The 18,426-nt window shown below is 72.5% G+C and carries 14 protein-coding genes and 1 pseudogene; 10 read left to right on the top strand and 5 right to left on the bottom strand.

All coding sequences use genetic code 11. The features are described from left to right. The first annotated feature begins 195 nt into the window (after positions 1 to 195). Genes ACZ60Q_RS20170 through ACZ60Q_RS20180 form a run of 3 tightly spaced genes read left to right on the top strand, consistent with a single transcriptional unit; the run spans position 196 to position 3,279 of the window. The gene (locus ACZ60Q_RS20170; RefSeq protein WP_469636168.1) at positions 196 to 1,353 is read left to right on the top strand and encodes an acyl-CoA dehydrogenase family protein; all 1,158 of its coding nucleotides are present in this window, start codon (positions 196 to 198) and stop codon (positions 1,351 to 1,353) included. A 17-nt stretch (positions 1,354 to 1,370) separates the two neighbouring features. Beyond that, the gene (locus ACZ60Q_RS20175) at positions 1,371 to 2,255 is read left to right on the top strand and encodes an acyl-CoA thioesterase (protein WP_469636171.1); all 885 of its coding nucleotides are present in this window, start codon (positions 1,371 to 1,373) and stop codon (positions 2,253 to 2,255) included. 55 nt (positions 2,256 to 2,310) lie between these two features. Continuing rightward, a complete protein-coding gene (locus ACZ60Q_RS20180) occupies positions 2,311 to 3,279 on the top strand; it encodes a cation diffusion facilitator family transporter (RefSeq protein WP_469636174.1) in 969 nt (322 codons plus the stop codon). Between the two features lie 143 nt (positions 3,280 to 3,422). On the opposite strand, the gene ACZ60Q_RS20185 is transcribed toward ACZ60Q_RS20180, so the two are convergent. After that, a complete protein-coding gene (locus ACZ60Q_RS20185; RefSeq protein ID WP_469636177.1) occupies positions 3,423 to 4,259 on the bottom strand; it encodes a phosphatase in 837 nt (278 codons plus the stop codon). Positions 4,260 to 4,626: 367 nt separating this feature from the next. On the opposite strand from ACZ60Q_RS20185, the gene ACZ60Q_RS20190 reads away from it, so the two are divergent. Next, complete coding sequence (locus ACZ60Q_RS20190) at positions 4,627 to 6,351, top strand: glycosyltransferase family 2 protein (RefSeq protein ID WP_469636179.1); 1,725 nt, start codon at positions 4,627 to 4,629, stop codon at positions 6,349 to 6,351. A 23-nt stretch (positions 6,352 to 6,374) separates the two neighbouring features. Further along, positions 6,375 to 8,753: an acyltransferase family protein gene (locus ACZ60Q_RS20195; RefSeq protein WP_469636182.1), complete on the top strand. Its 2,379-nt coding sequence runs from the start codon at positions 6,375 to 6,377 to the stop codon at positions 8,751 to 8,753. 136 nt (positions 8,754 to 8,889) lie between these two features. Here ACZ60Q_RS20195 and ACZ60Q_RS20200 read toward each other — a convergent pair whose 3' ends face one another. The 3 genes from ACZ60Q_RS20200 to ACZ60Q_RS20210 all read right to left on the bottom strand — a co-directional run bounded on the left by ACZ60Q_RS20200 (position 8,890) and on the right by ACZ60Q_RS20210 (position 11,538). After that, on the bottom strand, positions 8,890 to 10,098 hold the full coding sequence (locus ACZ60Q_RS20200) for a DUF418 domain-containing protein (RefSeq protein WP_469636185.1): 1,209 nt from the start codon (positions 10,096 to 10,098) through the stop codon (positions 8,890 to 8,892). Between the two features lie 57 nt (positions 10,099 to 10,155). Beyond that, positions 10,156 to 10,821 carry a GOLPH3/VPS74 family protein gene (locus ACZ60Q_RS20205; protein WP_469636187.1) on the bottom strand — a complete coding sequence of 222 codons (666 nt, stop codon included), beginning with the start codon at positions 10,819 to 10,821 and terminating at the stop codon, positions 10,156 to 10,158. A gap of 99 nt (positions 10,822 to 10,920) precedes the next feature. Continuing rightward, complete coding sequence (locus ACZ60Q_RS20210; protein WP_265601486.1) at positions 10,921 to 11,538, bottom strand: SACE_7040 family transcriptional regulator; 618 nt, start codon at positions 11,536 to 11,538, stop codon at positions 10,921 to 10,923. A 112-nt stretch (positions 11,539 to 11,650) separates the two neighbouring features. Between ACZ60Q_RS20210 and ACZ60Q_RS20215 the strand changes: the two genes are divergently transcribed. The 5 genes and pseudogenes from ACZ60Q_RS20215 to ACZ60Q_RS20235 form a co-directional block, all read left to right on the top strand. Next, complete coding sequence (locus ACZ60Q_RS20215) at positions 11,651 to 13,273, top strand: carboxyl transferase domain-containing protein (RefSeq protein ID WP_469636190.1); 1,623 nt, start codon at positions 11,651 to 11,653, stop codon at positions 13,271 to 13,273. Positions 13,274 to 13,280: 7 nt separating this feature from the next. After that, positions 13,281 to 15,233: an acetyl/propionyl/methylcrotonyl-CoA carboxylase subunit alpha gene (locus tag ACZ60Q_RS20220; protein WP_469636193.1), complete on the top strand. Its 1,953-nt coding sequence runs from the start codon at positions 13,281 to 13,283 to the stop codon at positions 15,231 to 15,233. Continuing rightward, positions 15,230 to 16,201 (top strand): hydroxymethylglutaryl-CoA lyase, encoded by a 972-nt coding sequence (locus ACZ60Q_RS20225; RefSeq protein WP_469636196.1) that lies wholly within the window; start codon positions 15,230 to 15,232, stop codon positions 16,199 to 16,201. Before ACZ60Q_RS20220 ends, ACZ60Q_RS20225 begins: the two co-directional genes overlap by 4 nt. Before the next feature lie 7 nt (positions 16,202 to 16,208). Next, positions 16,209 to 17,375 (top strand): acyl-CoA dehydrogenase family protein, encoded by a 1,167-nt coding sequence (locus tag ACZ60Q_RS20230; RefSeq protein WP_469636199.1) that lies wholly within the window; start codon positions 16,209 to 16,211, stop codon positions 17,373 to 17,375. 80 nt (positions 17,376 to 17,455) lie between these two features. Continuing rightward, positions 17,456 to 17,684: pseudogene (locus ACZ60Q_RS20235) on the top strand (ElyC/SanA/YdcF family protein); the annotation flags it as partial. On the opposite strand, the gene ACZ60Q_RS20240 reads toward ACZ60Q_RS20235, so the two are convergent. Then, complete coding sequence (locus tag ACZ60Q_RS20240) at positions 17,668 to 18,363, bottom strand: alpha/beta hydrolase (protein ID WP_469636201.1); 696 nt, start codon at positions 18,361 to 18,363, stop codon at positions 17,668 to 17,670. The pseudogene ACZ60Q_RS20235 and the gene ACZ60Q_RS20240 sit on opposite strands and share 17 nt — an antisense overlap. Positions 18,364 to 18,426: the final 63 nt, after the last annotated feature.

Below are 18,426 nucleotides of genomic sequence, written 5' to 3' on the forward strand. Positions count from 1 at the left end.
TTCCGTCGCCGTCGTTCCGATACTCCCCCACGCCACTGACAATCGGGCCGCACGCGGGTTCCCGTCCGTGTGCACCGGGGCTCCGCGTGCCGAGCATCACCCTGGACAGCGACCACAACCGGCGGGTAACTTCGAAGGAAATCTGAGCAAGCGCTTAGCCGAGATCGAATCGACTGCCGACCCAGGAGGCATCCCGTGCGCCGTACGGTATTCAACGAGGACCACGAGGCGTTCCGGGAGACCATCCGCGCCTTCATCACGGCCGAGGTCGTACCGGTCTACGACGAGTGGTTCGCCGCGGGCCAGGTGCCGCGCGACTTCTACCTCAAACTCGGTGAGCTGGGCATCTTCGGCATCGAGGTCGACGAGGAGTACGGCGGCGCGGGCATCGACTCTCACAAGTACGAGGCCGTCATCTACGAGGAGACCGCCCGCGCGGGCGTCTCCTTCGGCGGCTCCGGCGTGCACACGCTGCTCGGCCTGCCCTACGTGAAGATGCTCGCCACCGACGAGCAGAAGAAGCGCTGGCTGCCGAAGTTCGCCACCGGCGAGGAGATGTGGGCCCTCGCGATGACCGAGCCGGGCGCCGGCTCCGACGTCGCGGGCATGAAGACCACCGCCAAGCTCTCCGAGGACGGCACGCACTACGTCCTCAACGGCGCGAAGACCTTCATCACCGGCGGCGTGCACGCCGACCGCGTGATCGTCTGCGCCCGCACCGCCGCCCCCCGCGAGGACGACCGCCGCTTCGGCATCTCCCTCTTCGCCGTCGACACCAGGTCCGCGGGCTACTCGGTCGGCCGCAAGCTCGACAAGCTCGGCCTGAAGACCTCCGACACCGCCGAGCTGGCGTTCGTCGACGTCAAGGTCCCGGCCGAGGACCTCATGGGCGAGGCGAACAAGGGCTTCGGCTACCTCGGCACCAACCTGGCCTCCGAGCGCTGGGGCATCGCCTTCGGCGCGTACGCCCAGGCCGCGGCCGCCGTCCGTTTCGCCTCGGACTACGTGCGCGAGCGCACGGTCTTCGGCAAGACGGTCGCCTCGTTCCAGAACACCAAGTTCGAACTGGCCGCCTGCCAGGCCGAGGTCGACGCGGCCCAGGCCGTCGCCGACCGCGCGCTGGAGGCCCTGGACGCCGGCGAGCTGACGGCGGCCGAGGCCGCCTCCGCGAAGCTGTTCTGCACCGAGGTCGCCCACCGCGTCATCGACCGCTGCCTCCAGTTGCACGGCGGCTACGGCTTCATGAACGAGTACCCGATCGCCCGCCTGTACGCGGACAACCGGGTCAACCGCATCTACGGCGGCACCAGCGAGGTCATGAAGTCGATCATCGCCAAGTCCATGGGCCTGTAAGGGGTTACGTTCCCTCTATGAACGAGAGCCCCGATCCCCTGCTCGATCTGCTCCACCTGCTCGACCTGGAGCAGATCGAGCGGGACATCTTCCGGGGCGTGAGCCGCGGTTCGCTCGTGCCCCGGGTGTTCGGCGGCCAGGTCGCGGCCCAGGCGCTCGTCGCCGCCGGCCGCACCGTCCCGGACGACCGGGCCGCCCACTCCCTGCACGCGTACTTCCTGCGGGCGGGCGACCCGGGCGCGCCGATCGTCTACAGCGTCGACCGCATCCGCGACGGGAGGTCCTTCACCACCCGCCGCGTCGTCGCCGTCCAGCACGGGCAGCCGATCTTCCACCTCTCCGCGTCCTTCCAAAGTCACGAGGAGGGCATGGAGCACCAGGCGCCCATGCCCGCCGCCCCGGACCCGGAGACCTTGCCGACGGCCGCCGAGATGCTGCCCCGGTACGCGGACCGCTTCAGCGATCCGGGGGTCGTGGACCGGCTGATCGAGGCGCGGGCGGCCGTGGACCTGCGGTACGTGGACACGCCACCGTTCGCCACGGTGGGCAAGGCGCGCGAACCGCGCTCCCAGGTGTGGTTCCGGACGAACGGGAAGCTCGCCGACGATCCGCTGCTGCACGTCTGCCTCGCGACGTACGTCTCCGACATGACCCTGCTCGACTCGGTGCTCCTCGCCCACGGGCGGGGCGGCTGGGCGGTCGGCGACGTGGTCGGGGCGAGCCTGGACCACGCGATGTGGTTCCACCGGCCGTTCCGGGCGGACGAGTGGCTGCTGTACGACCAGGAGTCCCCGTCGGCCTCCGGCGGGCGCGGCCTGGGCCAGGCCCGTATCCACACCGCCGACGGGCGTCTCGCGATCACCGTCATCCAGGAAGGCGTCGTCCGCGTCCCACGGGAATGACGCACCCCGGGGGATGAGCGCCACCTCACGTACCATTTCGGACATACTCCCCACCATGGGTGACGCGGAGGCGGACAGTGAAGCTGATGGCGGGGAGTCCACTTCCACGGTGATCGTGGCGGCCGTCGCCAACCTCGGCATCGCCGTGGCGAAGGCCGTCGCCGGGCTGGTCAGCGGCTCCAGCGCGATGCTCTCCGAGGCGGCCCACTCGGTCGCCGACACCGTCACCGAGGTCATGCTCCTCACCGCGCTCAAGCGGAGCGGGAAGCCGGCCGACGAGGACCATCCCCTCGGTTACGGCCCCGAGCGCTACATCTGGGCGATGCTCGCCTCCATCGCCACCTTCGTCGGCGGGGCCGTCTTCTCGGTCTACGACGGGGTGCACACCCTGGTCGAGGGCGAGGAGCCGGGCGATCCGCTCCTCTCCTACCTCGTCCTCGGCGTCGCCTTCCTGTTGGAGGGCTACTCGCTGCGCACCGGGGTCAAGCAGGTGCGGCGCGAGGCGTCACGGCTGCGGGTGCCGGACACGTACTACCTGCGCCACACACCCGACACGGCGGTGAAGGCCGTCGTGATGGAGGATGCGGCGGCCCTGATCGGGCTGCTGCTGGCGGCGGGCGGGCTGCTGGGCGGGCAGCTCTCCGGCTCGGGCGTCTGGGACGGGATCGCCTCCTGCCTGATCGGGCTGCTGTTGGTGTACGTGGCATGGGTGCTCGGCCGCGCCAACGCGCGACTGCTCATCGGGCGGCCACTGCCCCCGGCGATGCGCTCGGGCGTGCGCGAGGAACTGCTGTCGGTGCCGCACATCGTGGACGTACTGGAGCTGACCACGCTGATCCAGGGGCCGGCCGAGCTGCTGATCGCCGCGAAGGTCGACTTCCGGGACACCGCCACCGCGGCGGAGGTCGAGTGGGCCTGCGAGGAGGCGGAGGACCAGTTGCGCGAGCGGTTCCCGTCGATCCGGCGGGTGTACCTGGACCCGACGCCGGGGCGGGCGCACCGGCTGCGGCACTCCGGCCCCTGAGGCACCTCGACGCCCGTGCTGTTCCCGGTCCGGAACATCGCCGTGCTGAACTCCATGGCCTGCCCTTGCCCCTGCGTCGGTGTCGGTGTCGGTGTCGGTGACGACACCCGCCGGGCCCGAGGCCCATCGCCGGCCGCCGTCGCCTACGCGGCGGGCTCCTCCACGGCCTCCACGGCCTCCACGGGCTCCACAGGCTCCGTCTCCAGCAGCCCCGCCGCGTGCAGCAGGTAGTCCGTCATCGGGTCGTAGAAGCGCGGGTCGGTGACGTGGTCGTCCAGCGGGACCGTGACCTGGAGCGTGCCCTCCGCCTCGCCGAGGAACAGGGCCGGGTCGTTGCAGTCCGCGTAACCGATCGCGTCCAGCCCCCGCTGCCCCGCGCAGCCCGCCCAGCCGTGGTCGGCGACGACCAGGTCGGGCAGCGGGCGGCCCAGGTGGGCCATGGCGTCCAGGATGGCGGCCATCGGGGCCGGGGAGTGGGTGTGCCAGAGGGTCGCCCCGCGTTCCAGCATCGCGACGTCGGCGAACTGGAAGACCATGCCCTCGTCCGCCATCAGCCCGGACGGGACACGGACGATCTCGCAGCCCGCGCGGCGCAGCGCGTCCGCCGTCTGCCGGTGCACGTCCAGCATGCCGCCGGGGTGTCCGGTGGCGAACAGGACCCGCTCGCGGCCGTCCGCGGCCTTGCGCAGCCGGGCCGCCATCCGCTCCAGGGCGTCGACCGTGAGCTCCGGGTCGATGGTGTCCTGGCCCTGCCGGTGCGCCGGGTCGTCGTTGACGCCGCAGCGCTCGGCCATCACGGCGAGCACGTCCTGCTCGTCGGTCCAGCGGTCGCCCAGTTCCAGGCCCAGCCAGTAGTGGCGGTCGCCGTTGGCGAGCTTGCGGTAGTGGGAGAGGTTGTTGTCGCGTGGCGTGGCGACGTCCCCCGCGATACGCGTACGGACGAGGTGGTCGACGAGGGCGGCGCGGCTGGGTATCGGCATGGACCCATTGTGCCGTCCGGTGCGCGGGGCGTGCCCGGTGTACTGCCCGGCGGGCGGGGTGCGCCGGGGTTCTGTCCGGCGGCGGGTCCGCTCGCGGCCCCGCCTGCGGACCGGACCTGGGGACCGGTGGCCGGTCGGGCGTCCGGGCGGCCGTTCTTCCAGGACTGTTCACCCCCGCGTGACCTGCTTCTTCCCTCGCCGGGCGGGCGTCGGGCCCGAAGGGAACACCCAGAGGTCTGGACCAATTGAGTCGCGCCAAACCGGTGTCCGATTCTCTCCGTTGGGGCGCTCTCGGGTAAGTGGTCTATACCTTTCACATTAGGGTGGGCCACCTGAAACGGCCACATACACAGCCGTGGGGGGCTTTATGACCGTGCATCACCTTCCGCAACCTCCGTCCGACGACGAGCTCTACTGGTACTTCGGGCCGCAGCGCCGGTGGGTACTGGTGAGCAGCTCGCTGGCCTTCGTGTTCACCGCGGCGACGATGTTCACCTTCGCGCTGCGGACCCCGGCGCTGTGGGCGTTCCTCGCGATCCTCGGGCTGAACGTCGTGGCCCTGCTGCTGTCCTCCGTGAACAGCCTGCGTCAGCGCCGGCTCACCCGGGCCTCCCACGAGGTGCTCGTCCGCGCCTGGCGGCCCGCCGGGCTGCCGGGCGTGGACCTCTACCTGCCGACCTGCGGCGAGCCTCTTCCCGTCCTCGCCAACGCCTACCGCGCGGTCGCCGCCCTCGACTGGCCCGACGCGCTCACCGTCTGGGTGCTGGACGACGCCGACCGGGCCGAGGTGGCGGCCCTGGCGGCCGAGCACGGCTACCGGTACGTCGTACGCCCCGACCGGGGCCACCTGAAGAAGGCGGGGAACCTCAACCACGCACTCACGCTGTCCGAGGCCGAGTACATCGCGATCCTGGACGCGGACTTCGCACCCCGGCCGGACTTCCTGCGCCATCTGGTCCCGTATCTCGCGGACCCCGCCGTCGGCATCGTGCAGAGCCCGCAGTGCTTCGACACCGACGCGGGCATGGACTGGATCCAGCGCGCCGCCGGGTCCGCGCAGGAGTGGTTCTTCCGCTGGATCCAGCCCTCGCGGGACGCCAGCGACGCGGCGATCTGCTGCGGCAGCAACGCCGTCTACCGGCGCGCCGCGATCGACCTGGCGGGCGGCTTCGCCCGGCTCGACCACAGCGAGGACCTGTACACCGGACTCGCCCTGCACGAGCGGGGGTTCCGCACCCAGTACGTCCCGGTCCTGGTCGCCAAGGGCACCTCGCCCGACACGGTCACCTCGTTCGTCAACCAGCAGTACCGGTGGGCGATGGGCAACCTGCACCTCCTCGGCACCCCGGTCCTCCAGCGGATGGGCGCGCCCTGGCGGATGCGGCTCTGCTTCTACGAGGGCGTCATCGGCTACCTGACCACGGCCGTGAACACCTTCGCCGCCCCGCTGCCGCCGCTGGTGATGATGTTCTGGTACCCGGACCACATCCGCCCCTGGCATGTGCTGCCGCTGCTCGCCCCGCTCTGGCTGTGGCACGTACTGCTTCCCCGGATCAGCCGGACCCGGTGGCGGGTGGAGGTGATCCGCGCAGGCGTCCTCACCAGCGTGGCCGCCGCCACCGCGTTCTGGCACACCCTGCGGGGCCGCAGCGCCGCCTGGGTGCCCACGGGGGCGCAGAACAGGGGGCCTGAGGACAAGGAGGCCCGACGCGGGGGGAGTTCGGGCTCGATGGCCCGCCGGGTGGTGGGCGTCTCGCTGGTCTGGCTGGTCCTGTCCAACGGGGCCGCCGCCGTCGGCCTCGCGCTGGCCGTGGCCCGTAGCGGCTGGGAGCCCACCTGGGGCCTCGGCCTCTACCTCCTGGTCCAGCTCCAGATCAACGTTCCCCTGATCCGCGACCTGTCGGCCGGGCTGCGGCCGGACGGCCGATCACCCGCCGAGGCCGTGCGGGCGCTCACCGGCCGCCGTCCACCGGCCCGGACGGGCATGCTGCCCCGCCGCTGGCCCGAGGCGCTGGCCGCCTCCGCCGTCCTCCTGCTCACCGGCCTGCTCGCCTCCGGGTGGGTCGACCCGATGCTCCCGTGGCTGAGTTGAGCCGTCCCGAAAGGCGCCACCCGATGCCGTTCCTCCTCGCCCGCGGCCCCCGCCGGAAGCGGTCCGCTCCCCCGCCGCCGGCCACACCTCCACACGCGGGCAGCTCGGACAGTTCGGGCAGCTCGGACAGTTCGGCCGGCTCAGGCAGCTCAGGCAGTTCGGCCGGCTCGGGCAGCTCAGGCAGCTCGGACAGTTCGGCCGGCTCGGGCAGCTCGGGCGGCGAGTCCGGGCCCAGCCCGCACCGGTCCACGTTCCGGCCCGACATCGAGGGGCTGCGCGCGGTCGCCGTCCTCGCGGTCCTCGCCTTCCACGCCCGGATACCGGGGGCGGCGGGCGGCTTCGTCGGCGTGGACGTCTTCTTCGTCATCTCCGGCTATCTGATCACCGGGCTCCTGGTCCGGGAGGCGATCACCACCGGCCGGATCCGGCTCGGCGACTTCTTCTCCCGCCGGGCCCGCCGGCTGCTGCCCTCCGCCGCCGTCGTCCTCGCCGCGGTCGCGGTCGCCGGGGCGTGGCTGACCGTACCGCTGCTCCGCGCCGGCCTGGAGCAGGACGTCCTCGCGTCCGCGCTGTCCGTCGCCAACTGGCGTTTCGTCTCCCAGCAGACCGACTACCTGGCCGCCGGGCACGACCAGAGCCCGCTGCTGCACTTCTGGTCGCTCGCCGTCGAGGAGCAGTTCTACCTGTTCTGGGCCCCGCTGCTGGCGGTGATCGTGCTGGTCGCCGCCCGTGCGGTCCGCCGGGGCCGGGCCGTGCGCGCGGCCGTGGCGCTCGCCACCGCCGCCGTGGCGCTCGCCTCGTTCGCGCTGTCGCTGCACTGGACGCGGGACTCCGTCTCGCTCGCGTACCTCGCAACCCCTTCGCGGGTCTGGCAGTTCGCGGTCGGCGCGCTGCTGGCGCTGCTGCCCTGGCATCTGCTGCGCGGGCCGCGTCCGCTGCGGCTGGTCTGCGGTTGGGCGGGGGCCGCGGCGATCGGCTGGTGCGTCGTGTCGTACGACGCGTCGACCCCGTACCCCGGCTACGCGGCGCTCGTCCCCACCCTGGGCACGGCCGCCGTCATCCTCGCCGCGATCCCGGGCCGGGGTGGGGATGACACCCAAGGCGCCTATGGCGTCGAGCGGTTGCTCAGCGGCCGGGCCCCCCGGGCGGTCGGGCGGCTCTCCTACAACCTGTACCTGTGGCACTGGCCGGTGCTCGTCCTCGCCGAGGCGCGTCTCGGGGCGCTCGGCTGGCCCGCGAAGACGGCCCTGACGCTGGCCGCCGCGCTGCCCGCCCTCGCCACCATGCGCTGGGTCGAGCAGCCGCTGCGCCGCAGCCGTACGGTCTCCGAACTCCCGCGCCGGGGAATGGCGGTGGGGATCTCCGCCATCGTCCTGCCCGTCGTGCTCGCGCTGGTCGTCGGCACCACGACCCTGCACCTGATGGGCCCGGCCACCCCCGTCGACGCCAAGGGTCTCCCGCCGGGTGCGGCCGCCGGCCCCTCGCTGCTCGCCCGGGCCGAGGGCTCTCCGCTCGCGGACGGCCCGCTGGTGCCGGGCCCGGCACAGGCACGTAAGGACTTCCCGCCGGACGGGGCCTGCCAGGTCGCCCCGGCGGCGACCCGCAGCCCTAAGTGCCTGTTCGGGGCGGTGGACAGCCCCGACCGCGTCGTCCTGCTCGGCGACTCGCACGCCGGCCAGTGGTTCTCCCCGCTGCTCGCGCTGGCCTCCCAGCGCGGCTGGGCACTCCAGGAGCTGGTGAAACAGGGCTGCCCGCTGCCGGAACTCACCGTGAAGAACTCCCAGTTGGGACGCGAGTACCGGGAGTGCGACATCTGGCGGGCCGACACCCTGGACCGCCTGCGGACGGGGCCGAAGCCCCGCCTCATCGTGATCGGCTCACTCAACCGCTACACCGCCGACCGTGAACTCCTCTCCACCGCATGGGAGAAGACGCTGAAGGCGCTGCGGGCGACCGGCGCGCCGATCGTGTACATCGAGGACACCCCCGTACCGGGTAAGGACATCCCGGCGTGCGTCTCCGGCGCTCCGGACGAGGTGGCGGCCTGTGCGTTCAGCCGGGCGGACGCGGTCGGGGCGGACCCGCTGGCGCGGCGGATCGCGGCCGGTGCGGTGCCGGGTGTGCGGTCCGTCAGCGTGAACCCGGTGCTCTGCCCGGGGGACGGCCCGACGTGCCCGGCGGTACGGGACCGGATCCTGCTCTACCGGGACGACACCCATCTGACGAACGTGGCGGCCATCGTGCTGACCCCCCGACTGGAGCGGCTGCTGACGGAGTCGGGCGCGCTGCCCCCGCTCGCCGCCCCCGCCCCGGGCGCGCCGTCCGCCGCCCCCGCCCCGGGCGCTTCGTCCGCCGCACCCGCTCCGTCCGCGCCGTCCGCCGCGCCCGGGGCGGACGGCTGAACCGAGCTGCTGCGGGACGACTTCGACGGACCGCCGGACAGCCGCCCCTCCCCCACGAACTGGAACTACGACCTCGGCACCTGCTATCCCGGCTGCCCGGTGGCCCCCGGGCCCCGAGGGGGCCGGCTCCCGGGGTTCAGGGCTCCCGTACGCGAGGGGTCGGCGGGCCCCACAACGTGACGGTCCGCAGCAGCCGTTCGACGGGGCCGAACCGGTAGCGCCTCATCAGCCAGGCCGAGGCGGCGAGTTGGAACCCGTAGAAGAGCAGCGCACCGCCCAGCACGGCCGCCGCCCCGACCCTGCCGTACAGGGCCGCCCCGTAACCGGTGAGGACGAGCGCCATCACCAGGGACTGCGTCAGATAGTTGGTGAGCGCCATACGGCCCGCCGGGGCCAGCCGGGCGGCGAGGCGCGCGCCGCGCGGAGTGGCGAACCACAGGAGCAGGCCGCTCGCGTACGCCGCGCTGAGCGCCGGTGCCGTGACCATGCCGACGACGAACATCGGGACCTCCCAGCGGGCGCCCAGCGGGCCCACCGCGCCCGCCGCCATGAGCGCCCCGCCGGGCAGCCCGACGGCCAGCCCCCACACGAAGATCCGGCGCAACCGGACCGCCCGGTCCCGGGTGCCGGTGAGGAGGCGGCGCTTTCCCGCCACGAACCCGGCCAGGAAGGCGGCGACCACCATGCCGCCTATCAGGAACAGTCCGGCCAGCAGGTCCGGCCACGCGCCGATGTTGGCCCGGATCACGTCGCCGGCGCCGCCCCGGTACGCGGCGGTCTGCTCGGCGCTCGCGGCGGCGGACGTCTCGTCGACCCCGGAGTCCACCAGGGCGACGGCCGCCCCGACGAGAAGATAGAGCCCGGCCAGGACCCCGTACACCCAGAGCGCGGCGCGCCACATCCTGCCCGGGTCGGCCGAGCGCGCGGCGAACAGGACCAGGCCGAGGACGGCGTAGGTGGCGAGGATGTCACCGGGGTACAGCAGCGCGGCGTGCAGGAGCCCGAGCACGAACAGGCCGAGCAGCCGGCGCAGCATCCTCGGCGCGAAGGACGCGCCGTCGCGTTCGGCCGCGCCCATCTGCAGGGTGAAGCTGTAGCCGAAGAGGAACGAGAACAGCAGATAGAACTTGGTCTGCACGAACATCATGACCAGCCAGTACGCGACCTGGTCCACGCCGCTGGTGTGCGGTCCTCCGCCGCGCTGCCCGTCGAGGCCCGCCATCACCAGGACATTGGCGAGGAAGATGCCACAGAGCGCGAAGCCGCGCAGCGCGTCGACCTCGACGATGCGGTGGGGCCGGGGCGTTCCGGGGGTGGGCTCCATGGTCTCCGGGCTTCGCAGCACGTGTCCCTCTCGGTTCAGTTGGTGTCCGTGTCCGTCATGCCCTGCGCTCCGGGCGGGCTACGACACCACGGTGAGGACCGTCACCACGGTCACCGTGGCGATCGCCACCTGGAGGTTACGGATCGCCTCGCCCACGCTCACACCCGCCCAGTGGCCTTCGGCGATGTGGGCCATGCGCGGGGCGACCTGCTTCTTCGGCAGGCCGGGGAAGGCCTGGGGGTGCATGCCCGTGGCGTGCAGCAGGGCGATGAGGGCGCTGGTGCGGGCGTCCGGCCCGGCCCCGTGCAGCACCACGTCGGCCAGCCGGGTGCGCAGCTCCCGCTCGACCGTTCCGTCGGCCTCCGGGTAGCGGCGGACCGGGAAGACGCCGAGGGCCCGGTGCCTCTCCTCGGTCACCAGGCCGCGGGCGCAGAGGCTCTCCACGATGTCCTGCGAGCCCTTGGCGTGGTCCCGGGTCAGCCAGTCGGTGACCTTGCGGCTGCTGGACGCCCCGTGGACCCAGCGCACCAGCCGGTCGAGCCGTCCGTCCAGGAGCGGGTCGCCCGTCGGGAACGGGTCGAAGACCTCGACGCGGCCGCCCTTCACCGTGACACGGCCCGCCATGACCAGCTCCAGGAGCATGCCCGCCGCCACGCCCCAGCGGGCCGCGGTCTCCCCCTTCGGCGCGCCGGTCGTGTCGTCCAGCGACAGCAGCATGATCTCTTCACCCAGTGAGACGGCCATGGTGCGACTCCCCGATTCGTTGCGTCCTGACCGGACAGACGTACGCACCCCGTCCGGGGTTGCCCGGAACCGAGAGCGCCCGCCGGCGGAGGCCACCGCTCAGGAGGGCTCCGCCGCGGCGAAGGCGCCCCGGGCCAACCGGTGCAGCAGGGCGGCGGTCACGGCCCGGCCGGGCAGGGCCTCGGGGCGGGCCAGGTGCGGGGTGGAGTTCAGCAGGCCGAAGACGGCGTGCACGGTGACCCGGGCCCGGTTCTCGGCCAGCGACGGATAGAGGGCGCGGACGACGCCGACCCAGACCTCCACGTACTCGCGCTGGAGCCGGCGCACCCGCTTGCGGTCCGTGTCGCGCAGCCGGTCCAGCTCGCGGTCGTGGAGGGTGATCAGGGGGCGGTCGTCGAGGGCGAAGTCGATATGGCCCTCGATGAGCGCGTCCAGGAGGGCCTCCGGGGAGCCGCCACCCCGGGCGGCGTCCTCCGACACCCGCATGCGACCGCCCTCCAGCAGACGCTCGCTGATGCCCACCAGCAGTTCGGCGAGCATCGCGTCCTTGCCGGGGAAGTGGCGGTAGAGGCCGGGGCCGCTGATCCCGACGGCGGCGCCTATCTCGTCGACGCCGACGCCGTGGAAGCCGCGCTCGGCGAAGAGCCGGGCGGCCTCCCGGAGGATCTGCTCGCGGCGGGTGGGGGCCGCGACGCGGGCGGCGGCATGGGTGCTCATGAGGATGCATTCTAGACAGGGTCGTTAGCGCTCGTTAACCTGAGGGAAACGCGTTAACGATCACTAACAGCAGCGGTTGACTATCGCGGTACGGGCAAGGGGGCTCGACACGATGCAGCAGGCACCGGTCCTGGCGAGCGCGGCCGATCCCGCCTCGGAGGCCTGGCAGGCCAACGAGGCGGCTCATCGCGCGCTCTCCGACGAGCTGGCGGGACGCCTCGCCACGGCACGGCTGGGCGGGGGTGAGAAGGCCCGGGCCCGCCACGAGGCGCGCGGCAAGCTGCTCCCCCGGGACCGGGTGGACACCCTCCTCGACCCGGGCTCGCCGTTCCTGGAGCTGGCCCCGCTGGCGGCCGAGGGGCTGTACGGGGGCGCCGCCCCGGCGGCCGGAGTGATCGCCGGGATCGGGCGGGTCAGCGGCCGGGAGTGCGTGATCGTCGCCAATGACGCGACCGTCAAGGGCGGCACGTACTACCCGATGACCGTGAAGAAGCACCTGCGCGCCCAGGAGGTGGCGCTGGAGAACCGCCTCCCCTGCCTCTATCTGGTCGACTCGGGCGGCGCGTTCCTGCCGATGCAGGACGAGGTCTTCCCCGACCGGGACCACTTCGGGCGGATCTTCTACAACCAGGCCCGGATGTCGGGGACGGGCATCCCGCAGATCGCCGCGGTGCTGGGCTCCTGCACGGCGGGCGGGGCGTACGTCCCGGCGATGAGCGACGAGGCCGTCATCGTCCGCGGCCAGGGCACGATCTTCCTCGGCGGCCCGCCGCTGGTGAAGGCCGCCACCGGCGAGGTGGTCACCGCCGAGGAGCTGGGCGGCGGCGAGGTCCACTCCCGTACGTCGGGCGTCACCGACCACCTCGCGGAGGACGACGCGCACGCCCTGCGGATCGTCCGCACCATCGTCGCGACCCTCCCGGACCGGGCCCCGCTCCCCTGGTCGGTCGAGCCGGCCGAGGAGCCGAAGGTGGACCCGGCCGGGCTGTACGGGGCGGTCCCGGTGGACTCCCGCACCCCGTACGACGTGCGCGAGGTGATCGCCCGGGTGGTGGACGGCTCGCGCTTCCAGGAGTTCAAGGCGGAGTACGGCACGACGCTGATCACCGGCTTCGCCCGCGTCCACGGTCACCCCGTCGGGATCGTCGCGAACAACGGGATCCTGTTCTCCGAGTCGGCCCAGAAGGGCGCGCACTTCATCGAGCTGTGCGACCAGCGCGGCATCCCGCTCGTCTTCCTCCAGAACATCTCCGGCTTCATGGTCGGCCGGGACTACGAGGCGGGCGGCATCGCCAAACACGGCGCGAAGATGGTCACGGCCGTGGCCTGCACCCGCGTGCCGAAGCTGACGGTCGTGGTCGGCGGTTCGTACGGCGCGGGCAACTACTCGATGTGCGGCCGGGCCTACAGCCCCCGTTTCCTGTGGATGTGGCCGAACGCCAAGATCTCGGTGATGGGCGGCGAGCAGGCCGCCTCCGTGCTGGCCACCGTCAAGCGCGACCAGCTCGGCGACGACTGGAGCGCCGAGGACGAGGAGACGTTCAAGGCCCCGATCCGCGCCCAGTACGAGACCCAGGGCAACGCGTACTACGCGACCGCCCGGCTCTGGGACGACGGCGTGATCGACCCCGTGGACACCCGGCAGGTCCTGGGCCTCGCGCTCACGGCCTGCGCCAACGCCCCGCTGCCCCAGAAGGACCCGGCCGGGCCCGGCTTCGGCGTCTTCCGGATGTGAGGAACAGATGACGATGTTCGACACCGTGCTGGTCGCCAACCGCGGCGAGATCGCGGTCCGGGTGATCCGGACCCTGCGGGAGCAGGGGGTGCGCTCGGTCGCGGTCTTCAGCGACGCGGACGCGGACTCCCGGCACGTACGGGAGGCGGACACGGCGGTCCGCATCGGCCCGCCGCCCGCCTCCGAGAGCTATCTGAACGTGCCCGCGCTCCTGGAGGCGGCCCGCCGCACGGGCGCGCGGGCCGTGCACCCCGGGTACGGATTCCTGGCGGAGAACGCCGGCTTCGCCCGGGCGTGCGCGGACGCGGGGCTGGTCTTCATCGGCCCGCCCGCCTCCGCGATCTCCCTCATGGGCGACAAGATCCGGGCCAAGGAGACGGTCGCCGCGGCCGGCGTCCCGGTCGTGCCCGGCTCCTCGGGCAGCGGTCTGACCGATACCCAACTGGAGCAAGCGGCACGGGAGATCGGCATGCCGGTCCTCCTGAAGCCCTCCGCCGGCGGCGGCGGCAAGGGCATGCGCCTGGTCCGCGACGCGGCGGCGCTGGCGGAGGAGATCGCGGCGGCCCGCCGCGAGGCACGGGCCTCCTTCGGCGACGACACGCTCCTCGTCGAGCGGTGGATCGACCGGCCGCGCCACATCGAGATCCAGGTGCTGGCCGACACCCACGGCCACGTGATCCACCTCGGCGAGCGCGAGTGCTCGCTCCAGCGCCGCCACCAGAAGATCATCGAGGAGGCCCCTTCGGTCTTCCTCGACGAGGAGACCCGGGCGGCGATGGGCGAGGCGGCGGTGCAGGCGGCGCGCTCCTGCGGGTACGCGGGCGCGGGCACGGTGGAGTTCATCGTCCCGGGCGACGACCCGGCCTCGTACTACTTCATGGAGATGAACACCCGCCTCCAGGTCGAGCACCCGGTCACCGAGCTGATCACCGGCCTGGACCTGGTGGAGTGGCAGCTGCGGGTGGCGTCCGGCGAGCGACTGCCGTACGCGCAGGAGGACATCACCCTGACCGGCTGGGCGATCGAGGCCCGCGTCTGCGCCGAGGACCCCGCCCGGGGCTTCCTGCCCTCCGGCGGTACGGTGCTGGCGCTGCGCGAGCCGCAGGGCGGTGGGGTGCGGACGGACTCGGGGCTCAGCGAGGGCGTGCCGGTGGGCAGCCTGTACGACCCGATGCTGTCGAAGGTCATCGCCTACGGACCTGACCGCGCGAGCGCCCTGCGCAAGCTGCGGGCGGCCCTCGCGGACACCGTGATCCTGGGCGTCCCGACCAACGCGGGTTTCCTGCGCCGCCTGCTGGCCCACCCGGACGTGGTCGCCGGGAACCTGGACACGGGTCTGGTGGAGCGCGAGGCGGAGGGCCTGGTGCCGGACGGGGTGCCGGACGAGGTGTACGCGGCGGCGGCGGCCCTCCGCCGGGACGCGCTGGAGCCCCGGCCGGACGCGGGCGGCTGGACGGACCCGTTCTCGGTGCCGAGCGGGTGGCGGACGGGGGGTGTGCGGGCGCCGCTGCTCTTCCCGCTGCGCGTGGCGGGAGGTGAACCCGTCACGCGGAGCGCGCCGGTCTCCGCGACGGTCACGGCGGACCGGGTCACGGTCGAACTCGACCGCACGGTGGGCCACTTCCACCGCTCCGGGGACTGGCTCGGCCGCGACGGCGACACCTGGCACGTCCAGGACCACGATCCGGTGGAGGCGTCCCTGAGCGGGGCGGGCCGGAGCGGGGCGGACACGCTGGCGGCCCCGATGCCGGGCACGGTCACGGTGGTGAAGGTGGCTGTCGGGGACACGGTCGAGGCGGGCCAGAGCCTGCTCGTGGTGGAGGCGATGAAGATGGAGCACGTGATCTCGGCCCCGCACGCGGGGACCGTCACCGAGTTGGACGTCACCGCGGGCGCGACGGTCGCGATGGACCAGATCCTGGCGGTAGTGGTCCCCGTCGCGGCCGAGGAGGGCTCATGACCCCGCGCACACTCCCCATGACGGTCCCGGCCCCCGGGCTGCCGGCCCGGGTGCGCATCCACGAGGTGGGCGCGCGGGACGGCCTCCAGAACGAGAAGGAGATCGTTCCGACGGAGGTGAAGGCGGAGTTCATCCGCCGCCTGGCGGTGGCCGGCCTGACCACCATCGAGGCGACGAGCTTCGTGCACCCGAAGTGGGTGCCCCAACTGGCGGACACGGAAGCCCTGTTCCCCCTCCTCGGGGATATCGCGGACGTGGGCGACGTCTCCCTCCCGGTCCTCGTGCCGAACGAACGCGGACTGGACCGGGCGCTGGCGCTCGGGGCCCGGTCGGTCGCGGTGTTCGGCTCGGCGACGGAGACGTTCGCCGCGCGCAACCTGAACCGGACCGTGGAGGAGTCGCTGGCCATGTTCGAGCCGGTGGTGGCCCGCGCCAAGGCGGAGAAGGCGCAGGTGCGCGGCTATCTGTCGATGTGCTTCGGCGACCCGTGGGAAGGCGCGGTGCCGGTCGCCCAGGTGGTGAAGGTCGCCAAGGCGCTGATGGACCTGGGCTGCGACGAGCTGTCGCTCGGCGACACGATCGGGGTCGCGACGCCGGGCCATGTGACGGCACTGCTGAGCGCCCTGAACGAAGCGGCCGTCCCCACACAATCCATCGGCGTCCACTTCCACGACACTTACGGCCAGGCGCTGTCCAACACCCTGGCGGCGCTCCAGCACGGGGTGAGCACGGTCGACGCCTCGGCGGGCGGCCTGGGCGGCTGCCCGTACGCGAAGAGCGCCACGGGCAATCTCGCCACCGAGGACCTGGTGTGGATGCTCGACGGCCTCGGCATCGAAACAGGCGTCGACCTCGACGAGTTGACCGCCACCAGCGTGTGGCTGGCCGGACATCTGGGCCGGCCGAGCCCATCGCGCACGGTCCGCGCCCTGACCCCTTCCTCTTCTTCCCCCTCCCACCAGGAGTGAGTGACCCATGTCTTTGGACCACCGGCTGACCGCCGAGCACGAGGAACTGCGCCGCACGGTCGAGGCGTTCGCGCACGACGTGGTCGCGCCCAGGATCGGCGACCTCTACGAGCGGCATGAGTTCCCGTACGAGATCGTGCGGGAGATGGGCCGCATGGGCCTGTTCGGGCTGCCGTTCCCGGAGGAGTACGGCGGTATGGGCGGCGACTACCTGGCGCTCGGGATCGCCCTGGAGGAGCTGGCCCGGGTCGACTCCTCGGTGGCGATCACCCTGGAGGCCGGGGTCTCGCTGGGCGCGATGCCGCTGCACCTGTTCGGCACGGAGGAGCAGAAGCGGCGGTGGCTGCCGAAGCTGTGTGCGGGCGAGGCGCTCGGCGCGTTCGGCCTGACCGAGCCGGACGGCGGCTCGGACGCGGGCGGCACGCGGACGACGGCGGTGCTGGACGAGGCGACGGACGAGTGGGTGATCAACGGCTCGAAGTGCTTCATCACCAACTCCGGTACGGACATCACGGAGTTGGTCACGGTCACGGCGGTGACGGGCCGCAAGGAGGACGGCCGCCCGCTGATCTCCGCGATCATCGTCCCGTCCGGCACCCCCGGCTTCACCGTCGCCGCCCCGTACTCCAAGGTCGGCTGGAACGCCTCGGACACCCGGGAGCTGTCCTTCACGGACGTCCGCGTACCGGCGGCGAACCTCCTGGGCGAACAGGGCCGGGGCTACGCACAGTTCCTGCGGATCCTGGACGAGGGGCGGGTCGCGATCTCGGCCCTGGCAACGGGCCTGGCACAGGGCTGCGTGGACGAGTCGGTGAAGTACGCGGCCGAGCGCCACGCGTTCGGCAGGCCGATCGGCGCGAACCAGGCGATCCAGTTCAAGATCGCCGACATGGAGATGCGCGCCCACATGGCCCGGGTGGGCTGGCGCGACGCGGCCTCGCGGCTGGTGGCGGGCGAACCGTTCAAGAAGGAGGCGGCGATCGCGAAGCTGTACTCCTCGACGGTCGCGGTGGACAACGCCCGGGAGGCGACGCAGATCCACGGCGGATACGGCTTCATGAACGAGTACCCGGTGGCACGGATGTGGCGCGACTCGAAGATCCTGGAGATCGGCGAGGGCACGAGCGAGGTGCAGCGGATGCTGATCGCGCGGGAGTTGGGGCTGCCGGGCTGAACCGTCCGCCCGGCTCTCCGGCTGGCGCCCCGGTCACTGTGGATGCCCTCACGGTGACCGGGACGGCGAGGCCGGTTGCGATCAGCCGTCACCGGACGTACGACTTCGTCTCGCCGGGGTTCTACCTGCGCGGGCTGGCCCCCGTCATCGTCTTCACCGGCTCGACCAGCCCCACCACGGATGCCGCGCGGCGAGGCCATGCACTACCGGGAGCGGGCTGTCGGGCTCGGGGTGCCGGACTCCGTCGTGCTCGTCGAGCCGAAAGCCCGCAACACCGGGGAGAACACCGGGTTCACGAGCCGGCTGATCGCGCCGCCTCCTCGATGAGGTCGGTGACCGGGCCGGGATGCGAGGCGAGCGAGGCGTGACTGGCGTCCAGCTCGATCGTCCTGCGCGGTTGCATGCGTGTCGCCATGCGGCGCTCGTTGTCGGGGTGGATCATGCGGTCGTCGGCGGAGACCTGGTACCACGTGGGCTTGGCACGCCAGGCCGGGGCGGTGATGTTGTCGCCGAACGTCGAGGCCAGAGGAGCCTTCTGTGTCACCGCCATCACCAGCGCCTCCTCCTCGGTCAGGTCCTGGCCGAAGCTCTCGTGGAACTTGTCCTGCTTGATCCACAGGTAGCCGTCGGAGTCCGGGGCGAGGTTCTCGAACGCCGCGGGGGGCTTCTCCTGGCTGATCTGTCCGGGGCTCTCGCCGGCGTCCGGGGCGAACGCGGCGATGTAGACGAGTCCGGTGACATTGGGCAGGTCGCCGGCCTCGGTGATGACCGCGCCGCCGTAGGAGTGGCCGACCAGGACCACCGGTCCTTCGATCTGCCGGACCATCTTGCGGGTCCGCTCGGCGTCCTCGGCCAGGGAGGTCAGCGGGTTCTCCACCGCGTGGAGGGAACCGAAGCCGCGGCGGTGCAGTTCGGTGATGACCTTGGCCCAGTGGGCGGCGCCGCCCCAGAAGCCGTGGACCAGGACGATCGAGGGTTTGTCAGCCATCGGGAGAAGCCTTTCGAGGGAGTGACGTGACGGAAGCCGTACATCCCCAGCAGACGCCCGTCC

Source organism: Streptomyces sp. NPDC104313, assembly GCF_055583985.1.